Consider the following 19,848-nt stretch of genomic DNA (forward strand, 5'->3'; position numbering starts at 1 on the left):
TTGATTGTCGCGCATTCTCACCCTGATTGTCGCGCGACAGCAAAGGTCCAATCGTCCTTGCCGTCAGGCTTTTTCGCGTTCTTGAGGGTGGAAATCCAGCAGGTGAAGGTCTCGCCCTTCTTCACCACGGTGGCTTGCCCGCTGGCGGTGTTGAGGCTGATGCGGCCATCGCCCTGGGCAAGGCCGGGCGGGTCGCCGGTGGCCCAATCGGTCAGCGCCTTGCCGTGCCAGTCGATCCGGCGCCAGCGGCCATCGGCGGCGACCTCCACCCCGGTCCAGGCCGGGATCGCCGGGTCATTCCGTTCGCGCGCGAAATAATGGTCATCCTCGTTGGTATAGACCCCAGGGGCGAGGGCGGCAGCGAGGAGCAGGGCAAGCATGCCGGCTAGTATTGCCAATTTGTCCGGACAAATCCATAGTCGAAATGCGGGAGGTGCTGATGCTGTCGATCATGCTGGTGATGGCTGCGGCCACAGTAGAGGCTGAAACCCCGCGCGCCATCATCGAACGCGCGGTGGCAGTGGCTGGCGGCGATCGCTGGCTGAACCCGGAGACCCTGGTGCTGGAAGGCAGCGCCGATTTCTACAGCCCCACCGCCGCCGGCCCGGTGCGCCATGTTGATGATTATCGCATGTGGCGGGCGATGGATGCGGGGCGCACCGCCGCCCACGCCGCCGATGGCAAGCTGCGGATCACCGCGACGATCAAGGGCAAGTTGCTGTTCGAGGTGGGGTTTGACGGCGCCACCACCTGGAACGACAAGGGGATCGTGCCGAAGGCCGAGGCCGACAAATATTGGGCGGAGAATTTCGGCTTCGGCATCATCCGCCAGGCGCTGAAACAGGGATTCACGCTGGAACGGGCGCCCGATCGCGACATTGGCGGCCACGCACTCAAGATGGTGCGGGTGATCGATCCGGCCGGCGTCGCCACCCTGTTCGGCATCGACGCCCGGCGCCATTTCATCCGCTACATGGGCTTTGCCACCCCGCGCGGCTGGCACGAGCGGGTCTATGATGATTTCGTGGTGGGCAGGAACCCGCGCTGGCTGCAGGCACGCGAAGTGACCCTGTTCTACAACGGCGTGCGCCAGAACACGGTGCATTGGCAACGCTTTGTGGTCGGCCAGCCCATCACCGACCGCCAGTTCGCCCCGCCGCCTGAGCTGACCAACATCGCAGGAGCCGCCAAATGACCGCCTGGCTGGTGATCACCGCCCGCATCCACGATCGGGACAAGTTCATCACCGGCTATGGCCCCGCCGCTGCCAGGCTGGTGGCACAATATGGCGGCCGCTATGTCATCCGCGCCCCGGGCGCCGTCTGCCTGGAAGGGGACGGCATGGAGGGCGCCTCGGTCGTCGTCTCCGAATGGCCCAGCCGCGCAGCCGCCCTGGCCTTCTGGAACTCGCCCGAATATGCCGAGGTGCGCAAACTGCGCGAGGGGTTGGCCGACGTGCAGGTCATGCTGGTCGGGGATTGAACCCGGCCCTCAATACACGTCCCGTCGCTCCAGGTTCCGCTCCACCTCATCCCGCGTCAGCCACAATTGCCGGAAGCGCTTTTCGCCCAGCGCCGCCAGCTGGTCGCTGCGGTGGGGGGTGCCGGGCTGGCTGCTGTTGCCATAGCTCATGGTGGCAATCGCCTTCATCGGCGTCGAGAACTGGATCAAGTTCACCCAGGTTTCGCCGGCCACCGGCACGCGCGTGCCATCTTTCCACGGCCCCCAGCTGATGGTGCGGAACAGGCCCAGCGGCCCGGCGCCGCCATGGCCGGGAACGGAGAGAGCCTCGCCGGCAGCAAAGCGCGAGACATCGCCATAGCGCGGATCGATGCGGCCGTGGCGGGCCTTCACCGCTTGCGCCGCTGCGGCCAGCATCGCGGTCGCCTGGGCATCATCGCGGATGCCGGCCGGGGTGTTCAACGGATCTTCCAGCGTCCACGGCTTCGTATAATTGCCTTCGTCTGACAGGCCGGGACCGGCAAAGCGCCGTGCCCATTCCTCGAACAGGATGGCAGCGCGGCTGTCCGCCTCGAAGCGATTGTCCCACCCGGCCAAGAGGTCACGCGCAGCGCGGACATCGGGATCGGCGCTGCCGGCGCTGGCGGCGAGTAGCGGGCCTTTCAACCGCTCGGCCATCAGGCTGGTGGTCGTCAGCTTGCGGCGCTGGAATTCGGCAAAGCTCAACCGGTCATCGCCCATCAGCAGCCGGGCCGACATCTGGGCGCGCAGGCTCATCGGCTCCGTTGCCGCCACATGGGCCGGGAAATCCGCCGGCTTCAGCACGCGCGGCACGGTGTTCACCCAGGGCACGTCATTGGCGTTCTGCACAAAGCCGCCGGGCGGATCGAGCGCCTTGGGCAGGCTGTCATACGGCTCGATCTCGGTCGAAATCAGCGCGCTGCGGTCGCCGGGCACCAGGCCTGACCAATATTCATGGCTGCCGCCCGTCTTGTGGCGGGGCAATATGCCGTTGGAAATATGGAACACATGCCCGGCCCGGTCGGCATAGACGATGTTGAAGCTGGGAATCTGCAACCGCTTCAAGGCACTTTCAAAGCCGTTGAAATCCTTGGCCTTGCCCATGTCGAGATAGGCCTGCAACACGCCGGGCCGGTCCAGCCCCGCGACGCGCACCGCCACCGGCTTTCCCTCCACCTCGAACACCGGGCCGTGCACGCTGTGCCGCTGCGCCCAGGTTTCGCGCTTCAAACTGCCATCGCTCTGGCGGATCAGCATCGCCTTCTTCACCATGCGATAGGCCAGCCGCTTGCCATCCAGACGATAACCATAGCAATCGGCGACGAGGGCATAGCGGGTGGCGCCCAGCATGTTGTTGACCGTGTTGGTGAAGCCCAGCTCGTTGTTGAAGGCAAAGCGCAGCACCGGCAAGCCGACCTGGGTAGCGCCATAGACATTATAGCCCGGCGCCGTGATCTGCGCCTCGTAATAGGTAAGCGGGGAGGGCGCCCACGGCAGGTGCGGATTGGCCAGCAGCATCGCCGCGCCCTCCACCGTGCGCCGGGGCGCCACCGCCCAGCCGTTGGAGCCGCCGTCATCGCCAAGGCCGGTCGGGCCGGGCCGCGATGGCGGCGACAGCATGCGGCCCATGGGCGCGACATAGAGGAACTGCATCAGCCGATGGGCGTGGGCCATCACGTCCACCCCGGTGATCGGCAGCACGCGGCGCAGTTCGGCCGGCACATGATCGGGATGGGCGGCCATCCAGGCGTTGATGCCGGCCGCGAAGGCATCAAGATTGGCGCGCATCTGGGGCGCCTGCGCCTTGTACCAGGCCTGGGCGCGTTCCGGCACATCATGCGCGATCAGGTAGCGATCGAGCGCGGCGTGTTCCGGGCCCCAATATTCCGCCGCGCGCGCACGGCTTTCGCCATACATCTTGAGCAGGATATTGCCGTGGCTGGCGGCCTGGGCCCAGCCAAAGCCCTTGAAGGCCCCGGCCTCGCTGTCGGCGATGATGTGGGGCACGCCATGGCGATCCCACAGCACTTCATCGGCCAGCGCGGGGGTTGCACTGGCCAGCAACAGGGCAAGAACAAGCGGTTTCATGAAGGCGTTCCAGTCTGATGGCGATCCAGTTCGGCGATGATCCAGGGAAACACATCGGCGGCGGCAGTCTTGCCGATGAACAGATCCATATGGGCATAGCCCTTGATCATCTTCATCGTGTAAAGCCCCGGCCCGTTGATGTCGCTGAGCCAGCGCCGGGTGCGCTGGGCGGTTTCCGGGTAGAAGATCTGGCTGCTGGCCCCGGCCAGGAAACTGATCGGCAGCGCCAGGTTGCGCGCACCTTCGGGCGTGACATAGATATTCTTGCCCTCGGCGTTCACCGCCTTGCCGGCCCGCAGCATCAGCTGCAGCTGTTCAAACGGCTTGATCGAAACCGGGCCGAACCAGTCGCTGATGCATGTGTGGGTCCAGCGGTTGAGCTGGGCATGGGCATAGCTGGGGCCATAGACTGCAAACACCCGGCGACAGGCAGGATTGTTGCATTCCTCGCCATCGGGCACCGGCAGGTTCCAGGCGGCGAAATCGATCACCCGGTCGTCCAGACTGTCACCGGGCTGGAAGTTGAAACTGCCCTTCAGCTGCGACACGCCTGACAACAACTGGGCAACGCCTAGATCGGCCTTCACATAATTGAACCAGTTGCTGATCGGATGCATCGTGAACTGCGACGCCACCAGGTGCCGCACCCCCTTCAGCCCGGCGGCCAGCGCCATCATCAGCGACACGCAGGAAATGCAATGCGCCACCACCTGCACATCGGCCTTGCCGGTTTCCTGCTGCACCCGTGCAACGGCCGCCGGCCAATCGACACGGGCAATATCATCGATGGTGAAGGGCGGGGTGCCAGCCGTGCCGCTATCGGGGCTGGCGCGATAATCGAACAGCCAGACATCATAGCCGGCTGCCACCAGCGCTTCGGCAAAATTGTGATCAACCGTGTCCAGCGCATAGCTGGCGGCCCGGATCGAAAAGCCGGGGGCAACGATCACCGGCCCCTTGCTGCCACCCTGATAGCGGGTGAGCCGGTTGCTGAACCCGTCGCCAAGATCATAGGCGATGCTGATCGGCGCCGGCAGCGCCAGGGCCCGGTGCGGGCGCTCAGGGCCGGTGCGATCCTGGGCGATGAAGTTTTCCAGGTCCGAGAGCACGCCGCCATAGGCGCGGAACAGGGTGATGGCGAAAAAGGCGCCTAGCTTGGCGAGATAGTAAAGGTCGATGGCCGAACGCGCGGCCTCCACCTCGTCCACCACATCCGAAATCAGGTTTTTCGGCAGCAGCTTGGCGGAGCTCGCCTGCCACATCAGATCCTCGATATCCAGTTTCAATATGCCCTGGCTCAACAGCTTGCCGCTGCCATCCTCTCCATCGTGCACGGTGATGAACAGGGTGGTCACGTCGGTCCAGGCGTCGCTGCCGGCGCGTTGGCGCAGGGTCTTGAAGCCGCGGAACCGGCACGGCCCCTCTGGCCGCGCCAGAACCATGTCATAGGTCATCAGCCATTGTTCGGGATGATCGGGATCGGCGAACAGCAGGTTGAATGTGCCGTGGCGCACCGGCATCGGTTCTGCGGCCAGTTCGGGGCAAGAGACCTCGCCGCTGATGGTGCCGGGGTGCATGGGATCGGTCGCCAGCTGATAGAGGCTCTCCGCCTCGATGGTCAGTCGGAATGCCATCCCGTGCCCGCGCGACTGGCCCCAGGCAGCCGCCACGGCATAATCATCGGAAATGCGCTGATCGGCCGGGCCGGGGTGGCGCACATCATGCCGGCTGACCCAGCCCGACATGGTTTCGGTGAACTGGAAACTGGGGCTCAGCAGATCGGGGTGATCCTTGATGACATCCTTCAGGATCGTCTTGGCCGCATCGATGGCGCCGTCTTCCAGCGCCTTGCCAAGATGGCGCAGCCAATCCAGCACGCCATTGCCGGCCGGTTCGGCCGGATCGGGGCTGGGCGGCGCCGGTGGCGGAGGGGGCAGGCGGCGGGCGGGCTGGCGTGACCAGTCGATCGTCCAGCCATGATCGGCGGCGATCTGCGCGGCCACATGTTCGGCAAAGGCCGTGATGGTGAGCAGCGGGTTGACCCCAAGGGCGGCGGGCATCACGGCCCCGCAGCAGATATACAGCCCGTCATGCACCGACGTGGAATCGCGGCCGGTGAACACCTGGCCCTTCCAGTTGACCACCCCCAGTTCCGCCGCCTCGGCCATGCGGCAGCCGCCAACCGGGTGCACGGTCACCAGCTTTTTGCCCATGGGCTCGGTCCACAGCGGATTGGGCAGGAACTGGCCCTTGATCGCCGTTGCAGCCTCGCGGATCTTGCGGTTGTCGCGTTCGATACTGGGTTCGCGCCCGGCGCCGGGCCAGGCGATGGCCAGGCGGTCGTTGTGCAGCGCCAGTTCGCCCTGGGCCATGTCCACGCTCATGGTCAAATAGGTCTGGGTGCGCGCCATCTGGCCCTTGTATGACCAGCTGGCCAGCGCCATCGGATCATTCTGCAAGGCCGTGCCCAGTCCCTGGGCCGACAGCAGCCGCGGCTTGGCTTCATCAAGGCCAAACTGGGTGAAGCTGCCCACCAGCGCATTGCCAAAGAAAAAGGCGGCCGGCATCACCGCGGCCAGCGCGCCGGGGATCACGCCCTCTTCGATCACCATGGCGTTCAGGGGATTGCCGCCGGTGCTGGCTTCGTCGCGCATGTCGATGATGCCGGCGATGCAGGGCCCCGGATATTGATCGGCCGGCACCTGGTTGGTGCCAACGCCAATGGCGTTCACGTTGGCCGGCTGGTCGGCCGATGCTGCCGGATCCGCGGCATAGCTGTCATAGCCGAAGGCCAGCACATCGCCGTTGCCGGAAAAGCCCTGGCCCACGCGGGCCGACAGCGGCAGGCCCTGCTCGGCCGATCGCAGCATGATTTCGGTGCTGCCCAGCGCGCCGGCTCCCAGCACGACCAGGGCAGCCTGCACCGCCCCTGGCTGGCCCGGCGCACCATCGCCACAGGGCTCGAAATGCACCAGCCAGCCGCCGGCGTCGGCCGGGCTGATGTGGGTGACGCGCGCCCGGGTGAAGATGCTGGCGCCATGGTTGGCAGCATCGGGCAGATAATTCATCAGCAGCGTGTTCTTGGCGCCGACGTTGCAGCCCGAACAGCAATCGCCACAATTGTTGCAGGCTGGTTGCGGCACGCCTTGCGGGTTGATCTGATCGGTGAAATTCACCGCGATGGGTGGCCGGTAAAAGGGCTGGCCCATCATCCGGGCCGATTGTTCCAGCGCCTTCAGCTTGCCCAGTGGCGGCGCGCCTTCGGGATAGGGCCGCGCATCCAGCCATTCGCGGGCCCGGGCAAAGTGCGGGCCCAGCGCATCGTCGCGCAATGCGGCAGGAAATTCGTCGATCCGGGTTTCGTGCAGTTCCAGTGCGACATTGGCATTGATCAGCGATGTGCCGCCCAGCCCGCAGCCCACCAGGGCAAACATGTCCGGGTTGACGTGCAGATTGTACAGGCCATCGGCCACACCCAGCTTGCCGCGGCTGGTATCGATCTGCATTTCGGCCGATGCCTTGGCCAGTGTGTCGGGGAACTGGCCGGGCCTGATCTCGCGGCCGCGTTCCAGCACGGCCACCCGGCGGCCGGCCCGGGCCAGCCGCGAAGCCGCCACGGCCGCGCCATAGCCGGAACCGATCACAACCACGTCATAGCGTTCGGCGATGTCCGTCAACGGGCGGGCGATCAGGGTGCCAATCATGCCAGAACCTCCGCTGCGGCATCGACCTTGAAAAACTCCTGCATGCGCAGGGTCACGCGCTTGTTGATGCCGTCCTTCACGCTGTCGCTGAACGCCTGCCACAGATCGGCCGTGTCGGGATGTTGCAGCGCGGCCTGCACCTGGTGCAGCAATATGTTTTCGGCATCGATGAACCCGCCAAGGCCGCCAGCATGCACGGGGCGCGTGCCGCCATCAGGTTCATCATTGAACAAGCGCAGTGACGCCACGTTCAAGTCATCATCGATCAGCATGGCCGCTCCGCCCTGGCTGGGCATCAGGGTGGGTTGATCCAGCACCCAACCGCCCGTGTTGTAAACCGCAACCGGCAGGGATTGGCCGGGCACGGTCACCTGATCCTGGAAAGGCTTGTGGGTGTGGCCAAAGATGAACCCCAGGTGTGACGGCAGATGATCAGGCCCCACCGTGGCCGCAATCTGGTGCCAAAGCGGCGTTGACACATACCAGCGCAGATCGGCCAGTTCGTCGGTTGACAGCACGCTCTGTTCGGCCAGGCGCTGGCTTTCGGCGGCATGGCCCAGCGTGAAATCCACCGCCGCCCGCACCAGTTCCTCGATCGAAATGCCGTGGAACAATGGCGCCCGTGGCAGCACGGCAAAGCGTTGTTTCAGGGCATTGACCAGCCGATCGGCCACCAATCCGGCCATCTGGTGGCTGGCACCGGCATCCAGCATGATCTCATACAGGGTCCAGGCGCCCTGGCCGGCATCGCCGGCGTTGCCAAGCTGGCTCCACAGGAAGCTGATCCATGGCCCGTTCGCGGCCAGATCATCCATGGTCTGCGGCGGCATGTTGTTGCCCTGCAGCCAGGTTTCAAAGCGCGAAACCAGCCGATACATCGCATCAAGATAATGGCCATGGTGCAGCACCAGCATCCGGCTGCCATCGCGGCTGGCAAGGCCCAGATTGGGATAGGCGACAAAGGCGTTGGCCGTTTCAAGCCCCGGATGCAACCTGACCAGCCGGTTCAGCAGCGGGGAACCGATGCGGCTGGCGGGATCGGGTTGCAACAGCGGCGTGCCGCCCAGCCGGCTGCTGCCTGGCGCAACCGTGCCACCCGGCCCGATCTCGTCGATGAAGGCAAAGGCCCGCGCCTGATCCCACAGAAGATTGTCGTGATTGCCGGGCACGATCCACAGATCGGTGCTGAACAGCCGGGGTTCGTCCGGCGGAAACAGCGCTTCGAGAAAGCGCATGAAGGCGGGCGCGACGTCGGACGAGGGCGACAGCCCCAGATCGAGCACATCGCCCAGCAGCACCAGCATCGGCGGCTCACCATCCGACAGCGCGCTGACCGTGGCCCTGAGCGCCTTGGCGAAAGCCACCAGCACGCGCGACGGCACCTGGGGGTCAACCGTGTCGTGATCATCAATATGGGTCAACAGGCTATCGGGCGCGCCCAGATGCAGATCCGACAGACAGATATACCGCAACGCCATATGCCCATTCTCCCCCTGGCCTGGCTCTGCCCGGCCGGCTCCAGCCCATCACCCGCCGGGCCTGATCACCTTGTAGAACGCGTCGCGCACCATCTTCTCACGCGGGTCATCCCGGGCATAGAGGCCCAGGCGGTTGGTCACGAAGGCATAGGCGGCCTGGTTGCCGGGATCGGCAAAGGCCAGGCTGCCACCAATCGCAAATGACCCGAAGGCCGATGCCGACGGCGCAAACGGCCAATCCACCGACGGCTTTTCCAGCCCGAAGCTGCAATTCATGCCGACATGCAGCACCGCGTCGCGCTGGCCGCGGGCGGGCTGGGGGTGGCCGGCGATCAGCCGATCCAGCAGGCTGACCGGCAGCGCCAGCGGGCCGCCCGGCGCCACGAAGGCGGCATAGCAACTGGCCACGGCCCGGGCCGAACCGATCGCCCCGATCGCGCCCAGTTCGACATCGCGCCATTCTTCCTGATCAAGGGCACCAGCCCCGTGCAGGAAAAACGGGTTGTTCAGGGCGCGGAATGGCAGGGAGCAGGGCCACAGCAGCGCCAGCACCAGCGACCAGGGGATGGTCTTGTTATGCAGCAGCAGATCAACAAAGCCCCAGCCCTTGATCCGCGCCAGGCGTGACCGGTCCACATCGGCGGGCAGGCCAAGATAGAGTTCGGCCCCCAGCGGCCCCGTCAACTCGTCGGCCATGAACTGCCCGAGGCTGCGCCCGGCCGGATCGCGCCGGCGGATCAGCTCACACGCCACCCAGCCAAGCGAATAGCTGTGATTGCCCGCCAACTGGCCCGGCGGCCAGTTGGGCGACTGGCCGGCGATGGTGCGGGCCATCAGATCCTGATCCGCCATGCGATCACGGTTCAGGGCCAGCGGCAGCGCGGCCACGCCCGCCTGTCCCGACAACAGCTGCCCGATCGTCACCCCCTGCTTGCCGGCGCAGGCGAATTCGGGCCAGACGGCCGCCACCGGTTCATCATAATCGAACAGGCCGCGCGCCACCGCGACGGCGCAGGCCAACCCGCTGAGCCCCTTGGACACGGAATATAGCAGAACCAGGCTGTCATTCTGCCACTGCCCGCTGCCATCGGCCTGACTGGCGCCGCCCCACAGATCAACCACCAGCCGGCCTTGATGATGGATGGCCACCGCCGCCCCCAGCGCATCGGGGCGGGCCAGGCTGGCCGCAAAGGCATCGCGCACCGGCTCAAAGCCCGGGGCAACATGGCCGGCAGGCTGGATCATATGGCCGTCTCCTGCGGTTCACGGGTCAGGCGGGCCAGCAGAGCCTGGGCGTGCCGGAACACCGGCGCCGCGCCGCGCTGGTCGGCAGGGATGGCCGCCAGTGCGGACGTCAGGCGCGCGATGGCTTCGCCGTCTCGCCCCAGCCGCGACAGGATGGTGGCAAGGTCGCACGCCAGTTGCACGGCGCGGGCATGGTTGGCGGTGGCAGCGCAGTCATCCAGCGTGGCCATGCCCAGCGCCACGGCCGCCTCCATGTCGATACCCGACAGCGCCAGCATCCGAACCCGCATGATATCGGGCTTGAGCTGGCGGGGGCCTTCGACCATGAGCGCCTCTGCTTCGTCCAGCAGGGCCAGCGCGCCGGCAAAATTCTGGCCCTGGATGGCCATCAACGCGCGCAGCAGCAGGCCCTGTTCGCGCACCATCACCACGCCCAGCGCCTGCACATCGGCTTCGGCCGCCAGAAAGGCCGGCACCACCGACACATCGCCACGCACCAGCCGGCACATCGCCAGCTTCATGCGGGCATGGGCATCCCAGTGAACAAGATCATGCTGTTCGGCCACCTGCTTCAGGCGGGTGGCGGCCGCTTCGGCGGCATCCATGTCGGCCAGCATGTGGGCGGCACCATCGCGATAGCCCAGCACAAAGGCCTTGGAACTGGCATGGCCGATCTCGTCGGCCAGTGCCTCGGCCCGGTCGAACGCGGCCCAGCCGCCGGCCACATCACCCACGCGCACCCGCGCCAGCCCCATGATCGTCCAGGCCTGCACCAGTGGCGAGACATTGACGCGTTCGGCATAATCGCGCTCGTCGGCCGGCAGCGGCAGGGCGGCCAGATCATCCAGCAGGCCCAGCGCCCGCAGCGGTTCGCCCATCAGCAGATGCACCAGCGCAACCGCCATGCGGGCGCGCGATCCTTCCACCGGATCATCGGCGCACAATTGCTCCAGCCGGGCCGCTGCCGCCATTGCCGGCGCCATCTGGCCGATGTTGTAGGCATGCCGGAACAGCACCCACAACGCCGGCACCAGTCCGGCTCCGGCGGTTGCCGTGTCCATCAGGGCCTTGATCCCATCCACCGCCGCGATGGTTTCGCTGTGGCCATAACCCTTGACCAGGAATAGCGCCCGCGCCGCGGCCACCCGTGCCTCCAGCAGGCGCTCATGCACCTCTGGGCCGGCGGGCAAGCTGGCCAGCTGGTCGGCCGCGGCCTGGGCAAAGCTGGCGGCCTGACGATAGAGCGCCCCCCGCGCCGCCCGCTGGCTGGCGCGCATGAAATGGCCGGCCGCCGCTTCGGGTTGGGCGGCTTCGGCGCAATGCATGGCCAGGGTTTCGGCCAGGCTGTCGGCATCGTCCGCAGCCTGTGCCCCCAACCAGGCGGCGGCTTCGGCATGCAGAGACCGTCGCCGCTTCATCAGCAGGCTGTCGTGCGCCACTTGCCAGGTCGCGGCGTGGCGAAAGCGCCAAACCGGTTCCGGCAACAGCCGGGTCTGCTGGATCAGGCCCAGCGCCACGGCCCGATCCAGCAGCGTGCCAAGTTCGGCCGCGCCGCCAAAATGCGCATCCAGAAAGGCCCGGCCGAAATCACGGCCCATCACGCTCGCCACGCGCAGCAGCGACAGGATCGCCGGCTCCAGCCGGTCAAGCCGGGCGCGCACAACGGCTTCGATACTGTCGGGCATGGCCCGGTTGACACTCACCGCCACCAGTTCGCCGTTGCGGGCGACAATGGCGCCATCCTCCAGCAACGCGCGCACCAATTCCTCGATGAACAGGGGCACGCCGTCGCTTTGCTCGGTCAGGCGGGCCAGCAGATCCGGCGCCACTCGTTCGCTGCGGCTGATCGCGGCGACCAGGGCGGCAACGTCGCCGCGCGCCAGCGGACGCAGCACCATCTGGCTGCAATGCGGCAGCGTTGGCCATGGCACCGGCGTGTCCGGCGCCAGCGCCAGCGCGATCAGCATCGGGTGCGCGGCCGCCATCGCTGCCAGTTGCGGCATCAGTTCGGCCGATGCCTCGTCGGCGCGATGCCAATCATCAAACAAAAGGGCCAGCGGCTGATCGGCGGCCATGATGGCCAGCGCGGCAATCACGGCCTGGCCCAGCTGGCGCTTGCGGCTTTGCGCGTCGCCGGCCGGGGGCAGGGCATGGGCCGGGTGTTCGGCGCCCAGCACCGCCAGCAGTTCCGGCAGCAGCGGTGCCAGTGCCGGCGACCGGGCCTGCAGCGCATGGGCCAGGCGTTCGCCATTGGCATCGGCATCCACCCCCACCAGATCGCGCAACAGATCGGCGAACACGCCAAAGGGGCGGCTGCGGTTGTAAAGCCGGCCGCGGCCGTGGCCGATGCGAACGCCGCGCTCGGCCGCCAGCAACGCCAGCTCGTGCAGCAGGCGGCTCTTGCCCAGCCCGGCATCGGCGACCAGCGCCAGCGCCCGGCCGCTGCCGCCCTGCACATCATCCACCAATGCGTCCAGCAGGGCGGTTTCCAGCCGGCGTCCGAACAAGGGCGACAGGCCCAGCGCCCGCGCCGCATCCAGCCGGCTGCGCACCTCGGTTCGTGCCATCAGCCGCGCGCCATCGCCGGCGCGATCCATGGCGAAATAGGGGGCAAGCCGGCCGGCCGCGCTCGCCTGGCACCAGATTTCGCCGGGCATGGCGCGCTGGGCCATTGCGGCGGCTGTGGCCAGTGCCGTGCCAGAAATTTGCCCGCCGGCCGCCGTGGTGGTGACCACCACCAGCCCGGTGGCAAGACCAAAGCGCACGTCAAGGCCATGGCCATGGCCCAGCAGCCGGTTCAGGGCAAAGGCGCTTTCGGCCGCGTGGATTTCATCATCCTCCTGCGCTTCGGTCACGCCAAAGACCAGGGCAAAGCCATTGACATCATTGTGCAGAACGATGGCCGATGCCTCGCGGGCGAACTGCCCCACCGCCGCCGACCAGGCTTGCGTGCGCTCCAGCACGGCTTCCGGATCCTCGTCGTCGCCATCATGATCGATCAGGGCGGAAACGATGCTGGCTGGCCGGCGCTCGCCGGTTTCCAGCGCAAGGCCGGGTGCCGGCGCGGCCGGCGTCGCCACGCGCGGCGTTGTCCGCGCCAGCCGGGCCGTGATATCGGCCACCAGGCCATCCAGTTCATGGGGATCATGGCCATCGGGCCAGCCAGTGAGGCGCCGGCAATGCAGCTGGCGAAAGCGCAATGGCGGCACCACCGGATCGATCAGCACCGGCACCAGGCAATCGCGGGCCAGCCCCTCGGCCGCTTCGGTGCGCACCCAATCGGATTCCACCGATCGTTCCGACCAGATCACCACCATGCAGCGCGCGGTTGCCACCGCCTTTTCGATGGCACTTTCCCACAGCTGGCCGCTGATGATCTCGCGATCCCACCAGATATCCCAGCCCTCGCTGGCCAGCCGGTTGACCAGCGGACGCACCCGCGCCGTATCCTGCGAGGCATAGCTGATGAAAATGTCCGGCACGCGTCCCCTCAACCGGCGTCAGGCATCGACCCACCCAGAGTATGTAAGCAAATGATTGGATTTGCAATTATATTCTGGCAACCTCGATACCGTCTCCCGATGGCCTATTTCACCAGGAAACGGTTGTACCAATCGATCACCGCCAGATTGGATTGCAGCCATTGGCTGGGCCGGCCCATGCCGTGATTGGCTTCGGGCAGGCGCACCATCATCGCCGGAATGCCCCGCACCTTCAGCGCCTGGTAATAGGCCTCGGTCTGGGCGATCGGGGTGCGATAATCAGCCTCGCCGGTGATCAGCAGGGTGGGAGTCTTGACGTTGCCGATCAGGCTGAAAGTGGACCGGCGCCAATAAAGGTCGCGATTGTCCCACGGGTTGCCGACGACCCAGTTGGAAAGGGTGACTGCGCTGATGTCGGAGGTGAGCGCCTGGATTGACCAGTCGGTGACCGGGCGCAGCGCCGCCGCGGCGTTGAACCGATCGGTCTTGCCGATGGCGAAGGTGGTCAGCACGCCGCCGCCCGAGCCGCCGCCGATGAACTGGTTGCGGGCATCCGCCCACGGCCGCTTCAGCACCTCGTCCACGCCGGCCAGCAGGTCACCAAGATCAGGGCCAGGATACTCGCCGCCATATTCCGGCGTGATGCCGTTGGCGAATTTTTCGCCATAACCGGTTGAACCGCGCGGGTTTGACCAGAGCACGACATAGCCGGCAGCGGCATAGAGCTGGTGCGTGATGGAGAAATAGGGCCCGTAATCCCCGTTCGGGCCGCCGTGGATTTCCAGTGCGACGGGATATTTCTTTGCCGGATCGAAATTGGGCGGATACTGGATCCAGCCTTCGATGGTCAGGCCATCGGGGGCCTTCCAGGTCAGCCGCTCCATGGCGCCGATAGTCTTGTCCGCCCGCCACTTGTCGTTGAAGTCGATCTTGCCGATCAGCTTGCCGGCCTTCATCACGCCCAGCGCCGCCGGGCGGTCCGCCTCCACGGTGGTGAAGGCGTGGACGCCGCCGCCTTCGCTCCAGTCGCCACCGGAGGAGGGGAGATAGAGGCGGGTGCCGCCGATGGCCGGCACGATCACCTTGGCCGGCCCGCCGCTGACCGGGATGGACGCCACCTTGACGAGGCCGACATCGCCATAGGCGACGGTGAGCGATTTGCCGTCCTTCGCCCATTCGAAATCGCCGACCGGGCGATCGAGGCTGGCGGTGACCAGCACCGGCTCGCCGCCGGCGAGTTTCTTCACCCACAAGCCAGGCTGGCTGTAGAATTTCGTGGTCTTCGGCTGGCCGATCCAGGCCAGAACCTGGCCATCGGGGGACAATTTGCCGCCGCGCTCACCGCCATCGATGCTGGTCAGCCGCTCCGGCGTGCCGCCGGTGGCGCTGATGCGATAGAGATCGACGCCGTCATACCCGCGGCGCTCGGCGGCCGGCCGGCTGTCGGCGCTGTAGACCAGGCTCTGGCCATCGGGCGACCAGTGGGCGCCGCCCTCGATCTGGTCGGCATCACCCCTGGTCAACTGGGTTGGCGTGCCGCCGGTGGCCGCCACCACGAACAGATGATCGGCGCCCGCCTTTATATAGCCGCCGTCGTTGGTGCGATACTGCCAGTCGCTGATCAAGCGCGGATCGGGGGCCCAGGTCGCGCCGGCCGGCTTTTCCGGCATCCCTTCGATCCGCGGTGTCGGCGCCTCCACCCGGGCGGTGAAGGCGATGCGCGCGCCATCCGGGCTCCAGGCCAGGCTGCGCGCCGCCAGAGCGCCGCTGGTGATCGGCCGGCCGATGCCTTCGGCCACATCCATCACCCAGATCTGCGGCTTGCCCAGATAAGGCGCAACATAGGCGATGCGCTTGCCATCCGGCGCCCATGTCACACCGCCGGCCCCCACCTGGCCGGGGATCAGCAGCCTTTTGTCCAGCCCGGTCTTCTCGACCCTGGCCAGCCACCATTCGGTCACCCGCCGGTCGGTCTGGATGTCGAACTGCATCCGCGTGAACAGCACATGGGCGCCATCCGGGCTCACCTCGACATTGTCGGTCATGCTGATGCGGTAAAGATCGGCGGGTTCCACCGGGCTGGCGGCCAGCGCGGCGGTGGAGGCCAGCAGGCCGGCGGCGAGAAGGGCGATTTTCATGGGCGTCCTGTCGTTTTCCAAAGGCTGTGCCGCAACGCTAGCAAGGGCACATTCGGCTGAACAGTGAGGACCCGGTATGACCATCAGTTTTGATGAATGGCGCGCGCGCTCGCCCTTTTATGACGAAACCCACGAAGCGGTGGCGCAAAGCGTGCGCAAGTTCATGGCGGCCGAGGTGCTGCCCCACATCGACCAGTGGGAAGAAGATGGCGAACTGCCGCGCGAACTGCACAAAAAGGCGGCGGCGGCCGGCATCCTGGGCCTGAATTACCCTGAGGAATATGGCGGCCATTCGGAAGGCTTCAACGTCTTCCATGGCCTGACGCAGTCCGAGGAGTTGGCGGCAGCCGGCGCCGGCGGGCTGGGCGCCAGCCTGATGACCCACGGCATCGGCCTGCCGCCGATCCTGGCGCTTGGCAGCGAGGAAATGAAGCGGCGGATCGCGCCCGAAGTCCTTTCGGGGGACAAGATCATCAGCCTCGCCATCACCGAACCTTCGGGTGGATCGGACGTGGCGCAGCTGAAGACCCGGGTCGAGCGCGTCGGCAACAAATATGTGGTGAACGGGCAGAAGATGTTCATCACCAGCGGCATGCGCGCCGATTACATGACGGTGGCAGTGCGCACCGGCGGGCCGGGCATGGCCGGCATTTCGCTGATGCTGATCGAGACGGACCGGCCGGGGGTGGGCCGCACGCGGCTGGACAAGATGGGCTGGCGCTGTTCCGACACGGCGACCGTCTATTTCGACAATGTCGAGGTGCCGCCCGAAAATCTGATCGGGCCGGAAAATGGCGGCTTCATCGGTATCATGCGCAATTTCAACAGCGAGCGGCTTGGCATGGCGCACGGCTGTTGCGCGATGGCGCGGGTGGCCCTGAAAGAGGCGATGGACTGGGCCCAGACCCGCGAAACCTTCGGCAAGCGGCTGGGCGCCCACCAGTCGATCCGCATCAAGCTGGCCGACTGCGCCCGCCAGATCGGCGCCACCCAGGCCTGGGTGGACCTGTGCGCGCATCAGCATATGCAGGGCAAGGGCGTGCCCGCCGATTATGCCATGCTGAAGGTGCAGGCCACCCGCATGCTGGAACATGTGGTGCGCGAAGCGGCTCAGGTGCTGGGCGGCGCCAGCTATATCACCGGCTCCAAGGTGGAGCGCATCTATCGCGAGGTGCGAGTGAACGCGATCGGCGGCGGATCGGAAGAAATTATGCTCGATCTGGCCGGGCGGCAGATGGGGTTGGGCTAGGCCTGTCCTACAGCGGGCATTTCTGCCATCATGGCGATGCCCGTTGCTTGACCCGGGCAGAATGTGACTGCGCCGGGTGCAATGAAAACAACGCCCAATCCCGCCGGATTCGACAAAAGTGTCAAATGCGACGGCCGAATCAGGGGTTGCACCAATCGCAGCTGGCCGGGCTGGCCGCCGTCACGCCATCAGGGCGCGGGCGGCTTTCCTGGTGGCCACAGGCAGAACAGCCATCGATGATGGCGAAGATGGCTTGCGTGGGCTGGTTGCAGGTGGAGCAGGGCAGGCCGCGCATCACGTCCACCTGGCCCCAGCCGGGGCAGCCGCAGGCCGGGCAGGGGGTGGCAAGCCGCGCCGCCAGCCGGCCGGCCAGCGCCCGGATGGCGGCCATGCGGGTGGGGTTCACATGGGCGCGCATGTCGGTTTCCAGCCGGTTGCCCGGCCAGGCGAGGGCGGACAGGGCTGCCATATCCTGTACGCCGGTGGCGAGTATGCCGCCATCGGGCCCGCGCACGATCAGCGCATGCGACGGAAAGCCGATGCGGGCGAGGAAGGGGGCGATGTCTTCGCCGGCGGTGATGATGTGGTTGGCAAAATTGGTTCGGCGCGACACGGCGGAGAGGGTGAGTTCAAGGCCGCGGCCCGCATCGATGAAGGCGAGTGTTTCAACGCCGCCAGCACCGAACGGCATCCACGGATGGGGGCCGAAGCTGCCTTCGCTGGCCAGGCCAAGGGAAAGGCCGGAGGCCACCATGCCGGCCCGGGCCTTGGCCAGGGCCGCATCGCGCGGGGTGCCGGTGCGCGGGATGGTGCCAGTGAAGGTGCCGAACTGATCGGTATCGATCGCAACCGTCTGAACGGTCAGGCCCAGCCGGCGGTCCAGCGGCGGGGCGAGCGCGCGTTCCTTGCCGTGCTGGGTGGCCAGCGCGACCGCTTGCCCGGTGTAGGGGGGGCTATCCAACGAAGCGCCACTCCAGCGTTTCGCCGGCGTGGAAGGGGACGACTTCGGTGTCGGCGGCGGCAAGGCGGGCCGGCACCGGCGTGGGCGCGCGCTGGAGGGTGATGAAATCCGGGTTCAGCGGCAGGCCATAGAAGCGCGGGCCAAACTCGCTGGCAAAACCCTCGAGCCGATCGAGCGCGCCTTCCTCCTCGAAGGTCTTGGCATAGGATTCGATGGCGAAGGGCGCGTTGTAGATGCCGGCACAGCCGCAATCGCTTTCCTTGGCCTCGACGCCGTGCGGCGCGCTGTCGGTGCCGAGGAAGAATTTGGGATTGCCGCTGGTGGCGGCGGCGCGCAGGGCCTGGCGGTGCAGCTCGCGCTTGGCCACCGGCAGGCAATAGAAATGCGGGCGGATGCCGCCTTCGAACATGGCGTTGCGGTTGATGGCGAGATGGTGCGGCGTGATGGTGGCGGCGATCAGCGGGCCGGATGCGGCAACGAAATCAACCGCATCCTTGGTGGTGATATGTTCGAACACGATCTTCAGCGCCGGGAAATCGGCGACCACCCCTTTCAGGATGCGATCGATGAACACGGCTTCGCGGTCAAAGATGTCGACACTGTGATCAGTGACTTCGCCGTGGATCAGCAGCGGCATGCCGATGCGCTGCATGGCTTCGAGCGCCGGATAGATGTGGCGGACATCGGTGACGCCATGGGCGCTGTTGGTGGTGGCATGTGCGGGGTAGAGCTTGGCGGCGGTGAAGATGCCCTCGCCATGGCCGCGCACCAGTTCGTCAGGATCGATGTGATCGACGAGATAGCAGGTCATCAGCGGTTCGAAGCGGATGCCCGGCGACACGGCGGCGCGGATGCGATCCCGATAGGCGGCGGCGGCCGCGGCGGTGGTGACCGGCGGCTTGAGATTGGGCATCACGATGGCACGGGCGAACTGGCGGGCGGTGGCATCGGCCACGGCGGCCAGCATGGCGCCATCGCGCAGGTGAACATGCCAATCATCGGGGCGGCGCAGGGTGAGGGTCTCGCTCATGGCCGCCCGATACGCCTTTGCGCTGGGCTGGGAAAGCCCTCCTGAACGGCCGCTGCCGCAAAGCCGGTTCCGTATTGATGCGTACAGATTTGTGGGGGCGGAATCGGCGATAGGGGATGGGCTGACGGGACGTGTTTCGATGAAGAATCTGTTGCTTCATATCCACGACGATGATGATCTACCGACCCGGCTGGCGCTGGCGGTGGATCTGGCGCGGCAGATGGGCAGCCATATCGCCTGCGTGCAGGTAACGCCGGTCGAGGCCTATGCCAGCGACCCCTATGGCGGCATGCTTGGCATGGCCGCGCTGATCGACACGATCCACGATCAGGACAAGGCGCTGCGCCTCGCCACCGAGGCGCAGTTGCAGGCTGCCGACATAAGCTGGGACTGGCACAGTTTTGACGGCAATGTGGTGGAAAATCTGATCGACCGGTCGTTGCTGGCCGATGTGCTGATCGTGTCGCAGCCTGGGCAGACGGTGCGGCGCACGCGGCGGCAGCCGATGGCGATCGTGGGTGACCTGGTGATCCATGTGCCGTGCCCCGTGCTTATGGTACCGCAAGGTTGTGAGGCGCTGGATCTGGCCGGACCGGCGATGATTGCGTGGAACGGATCGGCCGAAGCCGCGCATGCCATGCGGCTGGGTCTGCCGCTGCTGCGCCGGGCCAGCGCTGTGCACCTGGTGGAGGTGAGCGATGATGCGCCGGGCCTTTCGGCGCATGAGGCGCGGACCTGGCTGACCCGCCACGGCATTGCGGTGGACCTGCACGAATGGCCGGCCAAGGGGCGGCGGGTCTCGGTGGCGTTGCAGCATGCCGCGGCCGAGCTTTCGGCCCATTATCTGGTGATGGGCGCCTATGGCCACAGCCGCTTGCGCGAAACCGTGCTGGGCGGGGTGACCAAGGAGTTGATCGCATCGGCCGGCCTGCCGATGTTGATGGCGCATTGATGCAAATCAGGCGTTGAAATTGCGCCATATTCCGTCACT

13 protein-coding genes are annotated in these 19,848 nt (G+C 66.5%); 4 read left to right on the forward strand and 9 right to left on the reverse strand.

All coding sequences use genetic code 11. From position 1 onward, the window contains the following. Positions 1–17: 17 nt before the first annotated feature. On the reverse strand, positions 18–380 hold the full coding sequence (locus tag CHU93_RS02835; RefSeq protein ID WP_094472673.1) for a hypothetical protein: 363 nt from the start codon (positions 378–380) through the stop codon (positions 18–20). 44 nt (positions 381–424) lie between these two features. On the opposite strand from CHU93_RS02835, the gene CHU93_RS02840 reads away from it, so the two are divergent. Both CHU93_RS02840 and CHU93_RS02845 read left to right on the forward strand, forming a co-directional pair. Continuing rightward, the gene (locus CHU93_RS02840; protein WP_094472674.1) at positions 425–1,195 is read left to right on the forward strand and encodes a hypothetical protein; all 771 of its coding nucleotides are present in this window, start codon (positions 425–427) and stop codon (positions 1,193–1,195) included. Beyond that, positions 1,192–1,482: a DUF1330 domain-containing protein gene (locus CHU93_RS02845; protein ID WP_094472675.1), complete on the forward strand. Its 291-nt coding sequence runs from the start codon at positions 1,192–1,194 to the stop codon at positions 1,480–1,482. Before CHU93_RS02840 ends, CHU93_RS02845 begins: the two co-directional genes overlap by 4 nt. A 9-nt stretch (positions 1,483–1,491) precedes the next feature. Here CHU93_RS02845 and CHU93_RS02850 read toward each other — a convergent pair whose 3' ends face one another. The 6 genes from CHU93_RS02850 to CHU93_RS02875 all read right to left on the reverse strand — a co-directional run bounded on the left by CHU93_RS02850 (position 1,492) and on the right by CHU93_RS02875 (position 15,617). Continuing rightward, positions 1,492–3,570 carry a penicillin acylase family protein gene (locus tag CHU93_RS02850; protein WP_094472676.1) on the reverse strand — a complete coding sequence of 693 codons (2,079 nt, stop codon included), beginning with the start codon at positions 3,568–3,570 and terminating at the stop codon, positions 1,492–1,494. After that, positions 3,567–7,274 (reverse strand): GMC family oxidoreductase N-terminal domain-containing protein, encoded by a 3,708-nt coding sequence (locus CHU93_RS02855; RefSeq protein ID WP_094472677.1) that lies wholly within the window; start codon positions 7,272–7,274, stop codon positions 3,567–3,569. The genes CHU93_RS02850 and CHU93_RS02855 overlap by 4 nt, the downstream gene beginning before the upstream one ends. Then, a complete protein-coding gene (locus tag CHU93_RS02860) occupies positions 7,271–8,752 on the reverse strand; it encodes a metallophosphoesterase (RefSeq protein ID WP_094472678.1) in 1,482 nt (493 codons plus the stop codon). Before CHU93_RS02860 ends, CHU93_RS02855 begins: the two co-directional genes overlap by 4 nt. A 48-nt stretch (positions 8,753–8,800) precedes the next feature. Continuing rightward, positions 8,801–9,997 carry a serine hydrolase domain-containing protein gene (locus CHU93_RS02865; protein WP_094472679.1) on the reverse strand — a complete coding sequence of 399 codons (1,197 nt, stop codon included), beginning with the start codon at positions 9,995–9,997 and terminating at the stop codon, positions 8,801–8,803. Further along, a complete protein-coding gene (locus CHU93_RS02870; RefSeq protein WP_165768577.1) occupies positions 9,994–13,479 on the reverse strand; it encodes a TIR domain-containing protein in 3,486 nt (1,161 codons plus the stop codon). Before CHU93_RS02870 ends, CHU93_RS02865 begins: the two co-directional genes overlap by 4 nt. Positions 13,480–13,583: 104 nt before the next feature. Continuing rightward, on the reverse strand, positions 13,584–15,617 hold the full coding sequence (locus CHU93_RS02875; protein ID WP_165768578.1) for a S9 family peptidase: 2,034 nt from the start codon (positions 15,615–15,617) through the stop codon (positions 13,584–13,586). Between the two features lie 76 nt (positions 15,618–15,693). On the opposite strand from CHU93_RS02875, the gene CHU93_RS02880 reads away from it, so the two are divergent. Next, positions 15,694–16,866, forward strand: coding sequence for an acyl-CoA dehydrogenase family protein (locus CHU93_RS02880; RefSeq protein ID WP_094472682.1), 1,173 nt, complete (start codon positions 15,694–15,696; stop codon positions 16,864–16,866). A 139-nt stretch (positions 16,867–17,005) separates the two neighbouring features. On the opposite strand, the gene CHU93_RS02885 is transcribed toward CHU93_RS02880, so the two are convergent. Continuing rightward, complete coding sequence (locus CHU93_RS02885; RefSeq protein ID WP_094472683.1) at positions 17,006–17,827, reverse strand: DUF6671 family protein; 822 nt, start codon at positions 17,825–17,827, stop codon at positions 17,006–17,008. Continuing rightward, positions 17,820–18,857 carry a dihydroorotase gene (gene pyrC / locus CHU93_RS02890; RefSeq protein WP_094472684.1) on the reverse strand — a complete coding sequence of 346 codons (1,038 nt, stop codon included), beginning with the start codon at positions 18,855–18,857 and terminating at the stop codon, positions 17,820–17,822. Before pyrC ends, CHU93_RS02885 begins: the two co-directional genes overlap by 8 nt. A 139-nt stretch (positions 18,858–18,996) precedes the next feature. On the opposite strand from pyrC, the gene CHU93_RS02895 reads away from it, so the two are divergent. Continuing rightward, positions 18,997–19,809 (forward strand): universal stress protein, encoded by an 813-nt coding sequence (locus tag CHU93_RS02895; protein WP_094472685.1) that lies wholly within the window; start codon positions 18,997–18,999, stop codon positions 19,807–19,809. Positions 19,810–19,848 lie beyond the last annotated feature (39 nt).

It is taken from the genome of Sandarakinorhabdus cyanobacteriorum, from assembly GCF_002251755.1.
Taxonomy (GTDB): domain Bacteria; phylum Pseudomonadota; class Alphaproteobacteria; order Sphingomonadales; family Sphingomonadaceae; genus Sandarakinorhabdus; species Sandarakinorhabdus cyanobacteriorum.